The sequence below is a fragment of the Polyangium fumosum genome, from assembly GCF_005144585.1.
Classification (GTDB): Bacteria; Myxococcota_A; Polyangia; order Polyangiales; family Polyangiaceae; genus Polyangium; species Polyangium fumosum.
Map to the genome: position 1 here is coordinate 54,628 of NZ_SSMQ01000014.1, position 14,190 is coordinate 68,817.

At 71.2% G+C, this 14,190-nt stretch carries 14 protein-coding genes; 5 read left to right on the forward strand and 9 right to left on the reverse strand.

Features of this window, described 5'->3' with window-relative positions:
* Positions 1 to 59 precede the first annotated feature (59 nt).
* The 3 genes from E8A74_RS15605 to E8A74_RS15615 all read right to left on the reverse strand — a co-directional run bounded on the left by E8A74_RS15605 (position 60) and on the right by E8A74_RS15615 (position 3,591).
* Positions 60 to 1,316 (reverse strand): metallophosphoesterase family protein, encoded by a 1,257-nt coding sequence (locus E8A74_RS15605; protein ID WP_136929804.1) that lies wholly within the window; start codon positions 1,314 to 1,316, stop codon positions 60 to 62.
* Positions 1,317 to 1,338: 22 nt separating this feature from the next.
* Positions 1,339 to 2,052 carry a hypothetical protein gene (locus E8A74_RS15610; RefSeq protein ID WP_136929805.1) on the reverse strand — a complete coding sequence of 238 codons (714 nt, stop codon included), beginning with the start codon at positions 2,050 to 2,052 and terminating at the stop codon, positions 1,339 to 1,341.
* 63 nt (positions 2,053 to 2,115) lie between these two features.
* A complete protein-coding gene (locus E8A74_RS15615; RefSeq protein WP_136929806.1) occupies positions 2,116 to 3,591 on the reverse strand; it encodes an oxidoreductase in 1,476 nt (491 codons plus the stop codon).
* A gap of 23 nt (positions 3,592 to 3,614) precedes the next feature.
* Here E8A74_RS15615 and E8A74_RS15620 point away from each other — a divergent pair, with 23 nt between their 5' ends.
* The gene (locus E8A74_RS15620; RefSeq protein ID WP_136929807.1) at positions 3,615 to 3,848 is read left to right on the forward strand and encodes a hypothetical protein; all 234 of its coding nucleotides are present in this window, start codon (positions 3,615 to 3,617) and stop codon (positions 3,846 to 3,848) included.
* 127 nt (positions 3,849 to 3,975) lie between these two features.
* Here E8A74_RS15620 and E8A74_RS15625 read toward each other — a convergent pair whose 3' ends face one another.
* The 5 genes from E8A74_RS15625 to E8A74_RS15645 all read right to left on the reverse strand — a co-directional run bounded on the left by E8A74_RS15625 (position 3,976) and on the right by E8A74_RS15645 (position 7,807).
* Positions 3,976 to 5,127, reverse strand: coding sequence for an acyl-CoA dehydrogenase family protein (locus E8A74_RS15625; protein WP_136929915.1), 1,152 nt, complete (start codon positions 5,125 to 5,127; stop codon positions 3,976 to 3,978).
* A gap of 11 nt (positions 5,128 to 5,138) precedes the next feature.
* Positions 5,139 to 5,993, reverse strand: coding sequence for an enoyl-CoA hydratase family protein (locus E8A74_RS15630; protein WP_136929808.1), 855 nt, complete (start codon positions 5,991 to 5,993; stop codon positions 5,139 to 5,141).
* On the reverse strand, positions 5,990 to 6,571 hold the full coding sequence (locus tag E8A74_RS15635) for a MarR family winged helix-turn-helix transcriptional regulator (protein ID WP_136929809.1): 582 nt from the start codon (positions 6,569 to 6,571) through the stop codon (positions 5,990 to 5,992). Before E8A74_RS15635 ends, E8A74_RS15630 begins: the two co-directional genes overlap by 4 nt.
* Positions 6,568 to 6,987, reverse strand: coding sequence for a RidA family protein (locus E8A74_RS15640; protein ID WP_136929810.1), 420 nt, complete (start codon positions 6,985 to 6,987; stop codon positions 6,568 to 6,570). Before E8A74_RS15640 ends, E8A74_RS15635 begins: the two co-directional genes overlap by 4 nt.
* Before the next feature lie 61 nt (positions 6,988 to 7,048).
* Positions 7,049 to 7,807: an SDR family NAD(P)-dependent oxidoreductase gene (locus tag E8A74_RS15645; protein WP_136929811.1), complete on the reverse strand. Its 759-nt coding sequence runs from the start codon at positions 7,805 to 7,807 to the stop codon at positions 7,049 to 7,051.
* Between the two features lie 231 nt (positions 7,808 to 8,038).
* On the opposite strand from E8A74_RS15645, the gene E8A74_RS15650 reads away from it, so the two are divergent.
* Positions 8,039 to 10,075 carry a hypothetical protein gene (locus E8A74_RS15650; protein WP_136929812.1) on the forward strand — a complete coding sequence of 679 codons (2,037 nt, stop codon included), beginning with the start codon at positions 8,039 to 8,041 and terminating at the stop codon, positions 10,073 to 10,075.
* Positions 10,072 to 10,824: a hypothetical protein gene (locus E8A74_RS15655; protein ID WP_136929813.1), complete on the forward strand. Its 753-nt coding sequence runs from the start codon at positions 10,072 to 10,074 to the stop codon at positions 10,822 to 10,824. The genes E8A74_RS15650 and E8A74_RS15655 overlap by 4 nt, the downstream gene beginning before the upstream one ends.
* Before the next feature lie 9 nt (positions 10,825 to 10,833).
* On the opposite strand, the gene E8A74_RS15660 is transcribed toward E8A74_RS15655, so the two are convergent.
* Complete coding sequence (locus E8A74_RS15660) at positions 10,834 to 11,355, reverse strand: tetratricopeptide repeat protein (protein ID WP_136929814.1); 522 nt, start codon at positions 11,353 to 11,355, stop codon at positions 10,834 to 10,836.
* A gap of 89 nt (positions 11,356 to 11,444) precedes the next feature.
* Here E8A74_RS15660 and E8A74_RS15665 point away from each other — a divergent pair, with 89 nt between their 5' ends.
* Together E8A74_RS15665 and E8A74_RS15670 are read left to right on the forward strand one after the other, a co-directional pair.
* Positions 11,445 to 13,439, forward strand: coding sequence for a hypothetical protein (locus E8A74_RS15665; RefSeq protein ID WP_136929815.1), 1,995 nt, complete (start codon positions 11,445 to 11,447; stop codon positions 13,437 to 13,439).
* Positions 13,440 to 13,473: 34 nt separating this feature from the next.
* On the forward strand, positions 13,474 to 14,187 hold the full coding sequence (locus E8A74_RS15670) for an esterase/lipase family protein (RefSeq protein ID WP_136929816.1): 714 nt from the start codon (positions 13,474 to 13,476) through the stop codon (positions 14,185 to 14,187).
* Positions 14,188 to 14,190: the final 3 nt, after the last annotated feature.

Sequence of the window (14,190 nt, forward strand, 5' to 3'; positions counted from 1 at the left end):
AGGCCACCGAGGAGGCCGAGGGCGAGGAGGGGGCGCCAGCGCGGATGTCTCATTTTCGATCAGGGCCCGTCGAGGACAAACGTATCCCAGACCGTGCCTTTGTCATCAATCACCTCGCCCGAGAGCGTCTTGCCCGTGGCGTCGAGGATGACGGCGTGACGGACGGTGCCCGACGCGGCGCGCATCGCGCAAATGGGGCGATCGATGTTCTCGTCGACGTTCGCGAGCGAGGCGCCGCCGCCGCCCGTCGTGATCCACGTGAGGTCGGGGAACGCGAATCGCTCGTAGCCGTGCATGTGGGCCTGGATGACGAGCCGGACCCCGTGTTGCACGAAGAGCGGCTCGAGCTCGGCGCGCGTCGCAGGGTCGTCGGATTTGTCGCCGCACGTGACGATCGGCTTGTGGAGGAAGACCACGGAGAATCGATAGCCGGGCTTCGACGCCGCGTCGGCGAGGGATTCGGCGAGCCATATCCCCTGCTCGGAGGCGATGCCCAGGGGCTGCTCCGTGTCGAGGGAGAAGAACCAGACGCCGCCCGATTCGAAGCGGTAATGGTCGCCCGCGCCGTCGAACCCGGCGCCGCCGAAGAAGCGCCGATAATAGGCCTCGTATTCCTCGGGCACCTCCAGCTCGTGATTGCCGAGGGCCGGGAAAAACGCGCCCTGCGCGAGCAAGGGGCGCATCGCGGGGAACCAGGAGGCATAGGTCTCCAGGCCGGAGTCGTAATACTGGATGTCCCCGCCGTGCAGCGTGAAATCGGGGCCCATCGGCAAGACCTGGTCGAGCACCTTCTGCGTGATGCGATTGAGGCCCGGGTTCGTGTCGCCGATGGCGAGGAAGCGCAGGTCCGCGCCGTCGGGCTTGGCGGCGCAGACGCGGCCTTTCGCGGCCGGGTCGGCGGCGAGGTGGTAGTCGACGCAGGCGCCGGGCGTGAGGCCCGAGAGGACGGCCTCGTGGGTCCAGTACGTGCCGGCCTCGTCGGGCGGCGCGCTCGGATCGAGGACCGCCTTGCGCGTCGTGGTGACCTCGTACGTCGTGACCGTGGAGGTCGCTTCGCGCGCGTCGCCCCCGCCCTCGGGCGTGAACACGACGCCCCCCGCGACGCCCTGCCGGCACGCCTCCCAGCGGACGACGGCGGAGGTGCGATCGGCGCGAAGCGACCACGGCCCCTTGCTGATACCGGGGCCGGGGCAACGTTCGTCCGTGGGCGGAGGCGGAGGGGGCTCGGCGGGCGTCGGATCGCTACAGCCGGAGGCGAGCGAGGCGGCGAGTCCGAGGGCGGCGAGGAGGCGAGGGGAAGCGGCGAGCGTCGGCATGCGCGCCGCAGTCTACCCCCGCTCAGGGCGTCGAGGTGAACTTGCCGACGCGGATCTGTTGGAGGACGAACGAGCTTTCGCTGTCGAAGGCGATGTCGGTCGTGCCGCGGCGCGTGCGGGTCATCGTGACGGTGACGTCACACGTGGGCGGGGGTTGATCGGCCGAGCCCGTGGCCTGGAGCGTATTGGCCTGGATCGTGTGCGTGCCGCTGTCGCCGGGGACGTCGATGGTCTCGAGGAACGTGCAGGGGCTGTTCAGCTCCAGGCGCACGTCGTCGTTCGAGCCCGAGGGGGTCCAGGTGATGTTGAGATCGGCCGCGCGCGAGACGGCGGACGCGCCGATCGTGAGGTCGAAGGGCGCGGGCAGGGTGCCGCGGCTCGAAGGCGCGTCGTCGTCGTTCGCGCGCTGGAGGTCGACGAGGAGCTCGGTGCCTTCGGCGGCCGTGTTGAACTTGGCCTCGTAGACGCCGGTCTCCTGGGTCTGCATCTGGACGCGCTTGTCACCGGCCGAGGCGAAGATGCTGTCGCCGCCCGAGAGGTCGACGTAGGTGTTGCTCTCGTCGCCGCCCACCTTGAGCGTGGCGGTGAGCCGGGTCTCCTGGTCGGATTCGGCGGTGGCGAAGAGGATCGCCGCAATGCCGGCGGTCTTGACGTTCTGCGAGTCGACCGTCTCCTTGCAGCCCGAGAGGACGCCGAGGCCGACGACCGCAATCGTTGTGAGCCAACGTGTATTCATGGAAAGCCACTCTTTCTTCAAGGGCGCCCGCGGCGGGGCGCCGGTCCGGCAAAGGTACACGAGTCACCGATCCCAGCGAGGGGCGACGAGCCTGCGATTTCCCTCGACGCTACGCACGGCGTCCGGGGCGTCGAGATCTTGCCGATCCCAGAGCTGGCAGGTGACCTGGCGGTGGCGCTGGTCGAGCGCCTCGCAATAATTCGAGTAGATGCAGCGCCGCACCTCGGCGCCGCGGCCCGCGCGGTGCTTGCGGAACCAGTCGGGATCGGCGAGCGATTGGCGCGCCGCGGCGACGAGATCGGCCTCGCCGTTGGCGAGGATCGATTCGGCCTGGACGAAGGTGCCAATGCCGCCGGCGGCGACGGTGGGGGTGTCGAGCCCTTCGGCGCGGAGCGCGGCGCGAATGCGGGCCTGCTTTTCGACCTGGCGCGCGAAGGGGCCCCGCGCGTCGGAGAGGGCCGTGGGCATGCACTCGTAGCCGCTCGGCCCGGTGTAGGGATACGCCGCCTCGCCGACCTTGGGCTGCTTCGAATCCTCGAATTTGCCGCCGGTGGAGAGGGATAAAAAGTCCATGCCGGCGCGGGCGAAGAGCCGGGCGTAATGGATCGCGTCGTCGACGCGGCTGCCGCCTTCGATGATCTCGTCGCAAAGGAAGCGGCAGCCGACGGTATACGAGCGGCCGACGGCCTCGCGCACGGCGGCGAAGACTTCGAGCGGCAGGCGCGCGCGCGCGTCGCGGGATCCGCCATACCCGTCCTCCCGGTCGTTTCGCGCGGAGAGGAACGAGGCCATCGTGTAGGCGTGCGCGTAATGCAGCTCGACGCCGTCGAACCCGGCGTCCTTCGCGCGCCGCGCGGCCTCGGCGAAGAGCGAGGGCAGGACACGCGGCAGGTCGCGGATGGGGGGCTCGTGGACGTCGGTGACGCGCTCGCGCGCCCCGAAGCGGAGCGCTTCGCGTTCGCGGGGATCGAGGATCCGGTCGAGCACCTCGTCGCTCGTGGCCCGCAGGAAGGCGCGGACGCTCGTGTCGGGGGCCTCGGTCCATGCGGCGTCCCCGGTCTCGCGCGCCAGGTTCTTCCGGTGCGCGGGCGTGAGGACGAGGTGGGTCTCCAGGAATTTTTCGTGGGGCGGGCGCCTCCGGATGCGGAGGAAATCGATGATCTGGACGAAGAGGCGGGTGCGGCCGCCGCTTTTCTCGCGGACGCGGCGCGTGAGTTCGGCGAGGCCGGGAAGAAACCGATCGTGTCCGATGCGCAGGAGCGGCCCGCTCGGGACGTCCCGGATCCCGGTGGCCTCGACGACGAGGACGCCCGGCTCTCCCTCGGCGAAGCGGCCGTACCAGTCGAGCACGTCCTTCGTGACGAAGCCCTCCTCGGACGCGCGCCAGGGGACCATGGCGGGCACCCACGTGCGATCGGCGAGCGTGAGGCCGGAGGCGAGGGTGAGCGGCGAGAAGAGGCGCGCGCGAGCGGCCTCCTCGGCCGTGGGAGGCCGGTCCTCGGGGAGGGGATGGCGGATGCGCTCCTTGGGCTTCCACATGGCGGTGTGTGTAAACGTGGTCCTTGGGGGTCGAGAACGGGGTCCCGGAGGCCGTGAACGGGGTCCCGGAGGCCGTGAACGGGGTCCCGGAGGCTGTGAACGGAGTCTCGGAGGCCGTGGACGGGGTCTCGGAGGCCGTGAACAGAGTCTCGGAGGCCGTGAACAGGGTCTCGGAGGCCGTGAACGGGGTCTCGGAGGCCGTGGACGGGGTCTCGAAGGCCGTGAGCGGAGTCCCGGAGGCCGTGAACGGAGTCTAGGGAGTCCGTGAACAGGGTCTCGGAGGCCGTGCACGGGGTCCCGGAGGCCGTGCACGGGGTCTCGGAGGCCGCGCGCGGGGTTTTGAAGGCCATGCGCGGGGTCTTGGAGGCCGTGCACAAGGGCCCCTCAGCCGAGCAGCGCCTTCGCGATGACGAGCTTCTGGATCTCCGTCGTCCCCTCGTAGATGCGCAGCGGCCGGATCTCCCGGTAAAGCCGCTCGACCACGCTCCCTTCGAGCACGCCGATCCCGCCGTGGAGCTGCACCGCCTTGTCGATGATGCCCTGCGCCGCCTCGGTCGCGTACATCTTGCCCATCGCGGCCAGGCTCGTGACACGCTCGCCCGTGGTGTCGCGCCGGTGCGCCGCCCGCGCCACGAGCAGCCGCGCCGCGTCGAGCTCCGTCGCCATCTCCGCGAGGTACGCCTGCACGATCTGACGATCCGCGAGCGGCGCGCCGAACTGGCGCCGGCGCTTGACGTGATCGAGCGTCGCCGCGAGCGCCCGCGCGGCCATGCCGTTCGCCGCCGCGCCCACCGAGATGCGAAACGCGTCGAGCGTCTCCATCGCGATGCGGAAGCCCGCGCCCACGTGCCCGAGCACGTGCTCGTTCGGCACCCGGCAGCCGTCGAGGCGCATGCGGCCGAGCGGATGCGCGCTCATCGGCAGCGGCTCGAGCGTGAGGCCGGCCGCGCCCTTGGGGACGTAGAACGCCGTGATGCCCTTGCGGCCGATCGAAGGGTCGGCGTTCGCGAAGACGACGTGGTGATCGGCGATCGGCACGTTCGAGATGAGCGTCTTTTCCCCGTCGAGCACCCAGCCCTCGCCGTCCTTGCGCGCGACCGTCTGCAAGGACGCGACGTCGCTGCCCGCCTCCGGCTCGGTGAGCGCGAAGGCCCCGAGGCGGCGGCCGCGCACGACGTCGGGCACGACCTCGGCGATGAGATCCTGCGAGCCGCCGAGGAGGATCGGGTAGGTGCCGAGGCCCTGCACCGCGAAGATCGAGTCGGCCTGCGCGGAGAGCTGCCCGAGCGCCTCGCGCACGAGGACGAGCGCGCGCACGTCGATGTACGCGAGGTCCATCGGGCGGCCCGTCGTGGCGCCGCCGTAAGCCTCGGGCACGAGGTAGGCGTAGAGGCCGAGGGGATCGCCGAGGAGGCGCGCGACCTCGGCCGCGTCCTCGGTCGCCCGGAGCACGTCGAGGTGCTCGCCCTGGAGCCGCGCCGCGAGCTCGTGGTGGCGCGCCTCGAAGAAGGGCGCGAGGTCCGGGACGGAGAGCATGAAGCGGGCGCTCACGGCTCGCTCCCTGCGTCGGCCTTCGGCGCGGCCGGCGGCGGATCGCAGATCTCGGCGCCGAGGAAACGCGCCGGGCGTTTCGTCTTGTTGGCCTCGTAGGCCTCGCGGAAATCGGGGTGGGCCATGCAGAGCGCCTGCGCCTGCGCCTCGGCCTCGATCGCGGCGGCGAGGGTCATGTCGTGCTCGCTCTCGAGCATCTGCTTCGTCATGCGATGCGCGAAGGTCGGGCCCTTCGCGAGGCGCTCGGCCCAGCCACGCGCCGTCACGAGGACGTCGGCGTCGGGCACGACGCGGTTCGCGAGGCCGATGCGGTGGGCCTCCTCGGCGCCGATGAGGTCGCCGAAGAAGAGCAGCTCGGCGGCCCGGCCGCGGCCGACGATGCGGGGCAGGAGGAACGAGGCGCCCATGTCCGCGCCCGAGAGGCCGACGCGCGGGAAGATGAAGCCGATGCGCGCGCTCTCCGCGAAGATGCGCAGGTCGCAGGCCGCGGCGATGACGGCGCCCGCGCCCACGGCGACGCCGTTGATGGCGGCGATCACGGGGCGGCGCAGCTCGGCGATGCTCTGGATGAGGGCGCCCGTGACACGCGTGAACTCGATGAGGCCCGTGATGTCGCGGGCGAAGAGCTCGGCGATGATGCCCTCGACGTCGCCGCCCGAGCAGAAGCCGCGGCCCTTGCCGGTGATGACGACGGCGCGCGCGTCGTTGGCCTTCTCCAGGGAGCGGAAGGTCTGCGCGAGCTCGCCGTACACCTCGAAGGTGAGCGCGTTCAGGCGCTCGGGCCGGTTCAGGGTGATCTGGGCGATGCCGCGGGAGATTTCGAGGTCAAAGGTGGTCGGCGAGAGGGTCACGAGTCGTCCTCGGTTTTGGCGCGGGCGCGGCGCCTGCCCGTGCCGCGCTCGGGGGTGCGGCGTGCCTCGCCGCGCGGGCCACGGACGGCCGAGAGCTCGGGTCCGTGGAGGGTGTGTCGTACCTTGTCGAGCATCCGGACGAGGCTCGACATCTCATTGCCGCTGAGCGCGGAGAAGAGCTTGGAGACGCGCGCGGCGTGGCGGCGCTCGGCGCGCTGGAAGGCGAGCTGGCCCTTGGGCGTGAGGTGCACACGCCAGGCGCGCCGGTCGTTCGGATCGGCCCTGCGCTCGACGAGCCCGTCGCGCGCGGCGCGATCCACGAGGCCGGTGATGTTGCCGGCCGTGACGAGCATCGAGCGCGAGAGCGACGCGAGGGTCTGGCCGTTCTCGCGGACGAGGTTCGAGAGCAGATCGAAGCGCGGCAAGGTCATCTCGTGCTCGAGGTCGTCGCGGATCGCGGCGAGCGCGGCTTTTTGCACGGCGAGGATGCGGACCCACGCGCGCACGGCGGGGTTCTGCTCGCCCTTGCCCGTGGGCTGCGCGCTCACGGGCCTGCGGGTCGGCGCGCCTCGCCTCACGCCGGGTCCGTCGCTCCACGAAGCACGGCGACGGCCTCGATCTCGACCTTGGCGCGTTTCTCGACGAGGCCCGCGACGCCGAGCAACGCCATCGCGGGGAAATGCTTGCCGAGGCGCGCGCGCCACGCCTGCCCGATCGCCTTGAGCGAGCCGCGGTAGGCGTCGAGATCCGTCACGTACACGGTCATCTTGGCGAGGTCCGTGGGGCCGCCGCCGGCCGCGCGCACGACGGCGAGCACGTTGTCGAGCGCCTGCGCGAACTGCTCGGCGAGGTCGTCGGTTTCGAACTCGCACTGCGCGTTCCAGCCGACCTGGCCGGCCACGAAGAGCGTGGGCCCGGAGACCAGGGCGCCGTTCGAGTATCCCTTCGGAGGCAGGTAGCCCTCCGGGTTCACGAAGGTGAGCTTGTCGTTCATGGCTTGTTTCACCGCTTGGGGCTTCGGGTCGCCTTCGGCGCCCTTCGCCCCAAACCCCGTCCTATTTCATGACCTGGCCGCCGTCGATGGGCAGGGCCTGGCCGTGCACGCTGCGGGCCTCGGGCGCGCAGAGCATGGCCACGATGTGGGCGATCTCTTCGGGCTCGGCGAAGCGCTGCTGCGGCGACATGTTCGCGAGGATCTTGTGCGCGGCATCGGCGCTGCGGCCGGTCTTTTCCGCGATGCGCGAGGTCGCCTCCTCGCCCATGCGCGTGCGCGTCCACCCCGGGCAGACGGCGTTCACGGTGACGGGCGACTTCGCGATCTCCACGGCGAGCGCGCGTGTCATGCCGACCATCGCGTGCTTCGAGGCGCAATACGCGACGCTGTAGCCGTAACCGACGAGGCCCGCGTTCGAGGCGACGTTGATGACGCGGCCGAAGCCACGCTCGATCATGCCGGGGACGAAGGCGCGGCAGAGGGCGAAGGCGCTCGTCACGTTCACTTCGAGGAGATCGTCCCAGACCTCGTCCGTCGTTCGGTCGAAGGGCACGGACTCGGCAAAGCCGGCGTTGTTCACGAGCACGTCGACGGGGCCGACGGCGTGCACCACGTCGATCGCGGCCTTCACGCTCGCGCGATCCTTCGCGTCCATGTGCACGGCGACGCCGCCGATCTCGCGCGCGACCTCGTCGATCTCGGGCTGGGTCCGCCCCGTGACGAGGACGCGGGCGCCCTCGCGGGCGAGCCGCTCGGCGATGGCGCGCCCGATCCCGCGCCCGCCTCCCGTGACCAGGGCATTTCTTCCGGCGAGGAACATGACGCACGTATAAAAGATTCATATCTAAAGAACAACGCAGCCGAGCGGCGTGGGCAGGCGGGCCCAGCGGCGGAGCGGGGACGGAGCGTCCGAGCCGATCGGGCGGCGAGCGTGACGAAACGGGGACGACCCGGGCGCCGCGCGGGTGCGGAATTTGCGCGGGCTGTCGACGCGAAAAGCAGGCGTCCCCGGCCTATCGCGCTGAGCTACGGTCATGCATACTTTTCCGCCATGCGCGACCTTCGGAGCTTCTCGTTTGCGCTCGTATCGTCCTCGATCCTGCTCGGCGTCGCCGGGTGTGGTCCCGCGCCGGCCCAGGTGCCCGAGTTCGCCTCGATCTGGGTGGCCCCGTCGTCGCCCACCGCGCTCGCGGAGACAGACTTTTTTGATCACCCGTGGCCGAGTGATCTGCGCATCGAAGACGGCTTCGTGCCCCTCGAAGGATTCCCGAACCCGCGGGCCGTGCCGATCCTCTCCGAGTACATCACCAAGATGGATCGCAAGCTCGACGGCTTCTCGCCGGCGGCCGCGGGGTACCTGCGCTTCGCGGGTCCGCTCGATCCGAGGTCGCTGCCGCAGACGCCGGCCCTCGCGCTCGAGAAGGACGCGTCGGTGCAGCTCCTCGATATCGATCCCACGTCGCCCGAGTACGGGAGCCGCAAGCTCGTCTCGCTCCAGTTCCGCGCCGAAGAGGGCGTGTATTACCCGACGAACACGCTCGCCTTCATGCCCACGCTGGGCTTCCCGCTCCGGCCCCACACGCGGTACGCGCTCGTCGTGACCGACGCCGTGCGCGGCGCCTCGGGAGGCGCCGTGACGAAGAGCGCCGAGCTCGCGCAGGTGCTCGGCGAGCAGAGGCCGGAGCGCGCGGCGGCTGCGGCCGCGAAGGAGGCGCTCGCGCTCGCCGTGGAGGAGATCGAGAGGGCCGGGATCGATCACGAGCGTATCGTGCACCTCGCGGTCTTCCGGACGAACGATCCGGCGGAGGAGCTCTTCGCGGCGCGGGATCACCTGCGCGCGAACGTGCCCGCGCCCGTCGCGAACCCGTCCGCGTGGATCATCGGAGGCACGTGGGACGCGCGGACCGAATACATCGGCGTCTACGGGCCTTCGCCGAACTACCAGGAGGGCGTGGTGCCCTTCGAGAAGCCGAGCGACGGCGGCGCGTTCAAGATCGAAGGCGGCGCGCCCGCGGTCGTGGACACGTTCGATCTGCGCTTCTCGCTCACCGTGCCGAACGCGGCCGCGTGCCCGATGCCGGCGGAGGGCTTCCCGATCGTGCTCTACGCGCACGGCACGGGCGGCGATTTCCGCAGCTACGTGTACGACGGGACCGCGCGTAGCCTCGCCGAGCAATGCATCGCGTCGATGGGGGTGGATCAGATCTTCCACGGCCGCCGGCCGGGCGCGCCGAAGGACGGCGATACGTCGAGGATCTCGCTGCTCTTCTTCAACGTGAACAACGTGCTGGCGGCCCGGACGAACAGCCGGCAGGCCGCGCTCGACGAGGTGCAGCGGGCGCGGCTCTTCACGGAGTCGAAGATGGAGGTGCCCGCGTCGATCTCGGTGACGGGCGAGGCGATTCGCTTCGACGGCTCGCGCCTTTCGTACTTCGGCCACTCGCAGGGCGGGCTGAACGGTCCGCTTTTCCTCGCCTCGGACGATCAGGCGCGCGGGGGCGTGCTGTCGGGCTCATCGGCGGTCATGGCGATCACGCTGCTCCAGAAGACGAGCCCGTCGCCGAGCATCGCGCAGCTCGTGAAGACGGTGTTCCTCAGCCTGAGGGCCGAGGAGGAGGGCGAGCTCGACCTCTTCCACCCGGCGCTCTCGCTCGCGCAGATGCTCGTGGACGCGACCGATCCGCTGCATTATGCGCGGTATGTCGCCCTCGCGCCGCGCGAGGGGATGGCGGCGAAGAGCATCTACATGACCGAGGGCGTGAACTCCGACGGGACGGGCGACAGCTACTCGCCGACACGCGGGATCGAGATGCACGCGATCGCGATGGGGCTGCCGCTCGTCGAGCCGTCGCAGTGGGCGATCCCCGAGCTCGCGTGGGGCGGGCCGGGCACGGTGGAGATCCCGGAGACGGGCCTTTCGGGCAACCTCGCCGACGGGCAGGCGACGGGCGTGCTCGCGCAGTGGCCAGTGCCGGAGAACTCGGACGGCCACTTCGTGGTCTTCCGCGTGGCCGAGGCGCGATCGCAGTCCTCGAAGTTCCTCCGCAGCCTGAGCGACCATCCGAAGGGGCAGGTTTCGCAGCCGTGACCCAAGACTCCGCGCGCGAGCGCGCGGCGCACATCTGCGCCGCGCAGGCGATCACGAAGCGACGCCCACCGGGGCAAGGGGCGTGGGATCTCGCGCGGGATCCCCCCGCGGATCTCGCGGCGATCTGGGCGAACGCAGGCGGGCTCGAGCTCGGCGACGGCACGCGCCTGCTCGGGCCCGAGGAGGTCGGTCCCGCAACGAAATGGCTGACGGAGGAGAAGTCGCTCGGCTGGGACGGCGATCTCTTCGTGATCGGCGAGCGGGATGATCTCGTGATCGTGCGGGACCTCGATCGCGAGGGGAGACGCGCGGGCGGCGGGGTGCTGGAAGCGCCGACGGACGGGCTCGAAGCGTTCCGGCGTGTCGCATGGGACGTGCTCGGGTACCTGGAGACGCGGCTCGGGTTCGAGCCTGCGCCGCGGCCCACGCCGGAGATCGCGGCGCAGAAGGCGGCCTCGCAGAAGGACGGCGCGACGCTCACGCGGGTGCTGGCCGAGCCGTTTTACCCGGGCAGCGAGGCCGTGGCCGCGCACGCGGCGCTCGTGCTCGGCGAGATCCTGGCGGCCGCGGGGGACGACGTGGCGGCGATGCGCGCGTTCGTGCGGAGCGTGTCGTTCCGGGTGCAAGGCGCGCGTCGCGGGGCCGAGGCGCTGGAGCGCGCCGCGGGCTTCCGCGCGGCCGCGCGTGTGGCCGAGTCGGTGGGCGCGAAGGCGCTCGCCGAGGCGTGCCTGACGCGCGTCAGCGTTTGACGGCCGCGCTCAATCGAACTCGACCGGCTCGTTCTCGCCTGCGATCCCCAGCATGCCGAGGATCTGCTCGACTTCGAGCCGCGTTTCGAGTTCGGGGTTCGACTTGAGGAACCCTTCGAGTTGCTTCTTCGCGGCCTTGCGGTTGCCCTTCGCGGCGTAGGCGAGGCCGGCGGCCTGCATCGCTTCGCCGTCGCCGGGGAACCTGCGCAGCGCCTCGTTCGCCTGGGAGAGCGCGCCGTCGAGGTCGCCGAGCTGGCGCAGGAGGTGCGAGAGCGCGACGCGCGCGCCGAGGTAGTTCGGGGCGAGGCGGAGCGCCGCGCGGTAGGCCTCGCGCGCGGTCTCGCGCTCGCCCGTCTCGAAGAGGGCGGCGCCGAGGAAATGGAACGCGTAGGGGTTCCTCGGGTCGGCCTTGATGACGTTCCGCAGCGCGACGAGCGCCTCGATGAAGCGGCCGTCATTCATGAGCTCGGTCGCCTCCTCGACCGCGTCCCATCGGGCGGCGTCTTGTGCATCCACGGTCTGCGTTGCCATGCGCGAAGCATACGCGCGGAAAGCGCGGCGCGCCGTAAGGCGACCGATCCGCGCTTCCGGCACCACGTGTTTCGTGGTTAGTCCCCCTCGTGAAGCCCCGCGAGCCCGCGCTGTTCCAGGCCTTCGCGGCGATCCTCGTGATCGCGGTGGGCCTCGTGTTCTGGCTGCCCGGGTTCGGACGGACAGGCGGGGTGTTTCCGGTCCCCCTCGACGACGTCTACATCCACTACGGCTTCGCGCGGTCCGCGGCGCTCGGCCATCCGTTCGCGTGGCTGCCGGAGAACGGGTACTCGTCGGGCGGGACGAGCCTGACGTACCCGCTCGTGCTCGCGCCTGCGTGGGCGCTCGGCCTGCGGGGCGCGTGGCTCTCGTACTTCGCCGCGGCGCTCGCGTGCGTTTGCTTGTGGGATCTCTGCCGCTCGGTGCGGGCCTTGCTCGACGGCGCGCCGCGGCGCGCGGCCTGGATCGCGGCGCCCTTGCTCCTCGCGGTGCCGCTCGTCGACTGGAGTTTTTACTCCGGCATGGAGACGGCGCTCTTCGCCGGGATCCTCGGGCGCCTGCTCGTGGCGGCGCATCACGCGACGACGGCCTCGCCAACCGCGCGTAGCGCCGCGCAGCTCCGCGCCGGGCTCTGGGGCGCGCTTCTCGTGGCCACGCGGCCCGAGTCCGCGGCGCTCGTCGGGCCGATCGGCGTGGCCGTCGTGTATGGCGCGCGTTCGCTCGGCACGTTCCCGTCGCTCCTCCGCGCGCTCGGCCCGATGGGGATCTTCCTGGCCGCGCAGGCGACGGCGAACCTCGTGTTCACCGGGGAGATCAGCCAGGCGGGCGCCGTCCGCAAGCTCGTCGGGTCGAACCCGTACCTCACGCCGATCGAGGCGGCCGTGGAGGTCATCAAGAACCTCGCCGTGTTGCGGGCGCAGGCGTTCGACGTCGCGCTCGGGGGCCCGTCGTTCGCGTTCGTCGCGCCGCTCCTCGCGCTCGTGGCGGTCTTGTCGCGGCGCACGCGCTTGCTCGCGGCGCCGCTCGTCGCAGGCGCGATCGGGATGATGCTGCTCGTGTCGTTGAACACGACGGCGCGGTACCAGAACTTCCGGTACGTGGTGCCATCGCTGCTGTTTTTGCTCGTCGCCGCGGCGCTCGGCGCGGGGGAGCTGATGCGAAGGGGGCGGGTCGTTCGCGGGCTCGGGCTCGGGCTCGCGCTCGTCGCCACGCTCGCGCCCGCGAGGCTTTTCCCGCGGCAGATCGATCACTTCGCTCGCGCTTCGGGGAACATCGAGCACCAGCAAGCCGAGGTCGCGCGCAGGCTCGCCGCGCTCTCGCCGCGGCCGCGGCGGGTCCTCGTCGGTGATGCGGGGGCGATCCCCTATCTCTCGGGTCTCTCCGCGCTCGATGGCCTCGGCCTCGGCGGCTACCACGACCTGCCCTTCGCCCGCGCGTCGGTGCACGGGATCCCCGCGATCGTCGAGCTCATCGAGCGGATGCCGGAGAACGAGCGTCCCGACGTGCTGGCGATCTACCCGGGCTGGTTCCCCGATCTCGCGCGATCGTTTGGGAAGGAAATGTTCTCCGTGCGGATCGAAGACAACGTGATCTGCGCCGCGCCGGAGAAGGTCGTGTATGCCGCGGACTGGTCCTCGCTCGCGCCGAAGGGGGAGACACGGGCGGGCGCGGTCTTCGAGATCGACGTCGCGGATCTCGTGGACGAACGCGCGCACCGATACACGTTTCCGCGGCCGCAGGCCGGGTGGGTGATCGGCGCGACGCTGAGGGACGAGGCCGGGCATCCGCGGTTCGACGCGGGGCGCATCGTTCCCCAGGGGCAAAACGAGTCGTTCGTCGTCGCCCCGCACGTCGCGCGAGGCCCCGCGACGCTCGTGCTGCGGACCGACGGGGGTGGACCGGTCACGCTCCGGATCGAGCACACCGGGGGAGGTACGCAGACCGTGGAGATCCCGGCGCGGGACGAGGGGGCCTGGTTCGAGGCGCGTGTCGCGCTGTCCTCGGTCGGCGGCCAGGATTCGGTGAAGATTACGGCGCAGCAGAACGCGTGGCGGAGCTTCCACGTGTGGCTCGTACGACCTTGAAGATCACGGGCGCCGTCCGTGGCATCCTCGCGGCATGGCGGATCGTCCCTCCTGGACACGCGCGCTCGTGAACGCGGGGCGCGAGGCCCTCGCGTTCGGGCGGCAGGCGTGGCTCCTACGGCACGATCTGGAGGGGGCGCCGGCGTCTGCCGAGGTGCGGGACGGGGAGGACGTCGTGGTGCTCCTCCACGGGCTTTTCGCGACGGCCGGGGGGCTGCGTCCCATGCGGCGGGCGATCACGCGGCACAAGGGCGTCCACGCCGCCGCGATGACCTATCCGCCGGGCCCCGGCGTCGAGGAGCTCGCGGAGCGGCTCGCGGCGCTCGTCTCGGAGCTTCCGGGCGCGGCGCGGCTGCACCTCGTGGGGCACAGCCTCGGCGGCGTCGTGGCGCGGTTTTACTCGCAGGAGGCGGGGGATACGCGGGTCGTGCAGACGATCTCGATGGCGAGCCCGTTCGCGGGCGTCGTCGGGGCGAGCGCGCTCGGGTTCGGGGCGGCGCGTGATCTCGCGCCGGACAGCGCGGTCCTTCGCAAGATCCGCCTCGCCGCTTCGGCGACGGCGAACGTCCCGCATCTCTCGATCATCGCGGCGGCGGACGCCGTCCTGCGTTCGCCCGTGTCACACGCCCTGCCCGGCGGCGAGGTGATCGTGTTGGAGGGCCAAGGGCACAACACGGTGCTCTTCGACGAGGAGGTCGCGCGGATCGTCGAGCGGCGGATCCTCACCCGCCGCAGAAAAACGTGCTAGGTG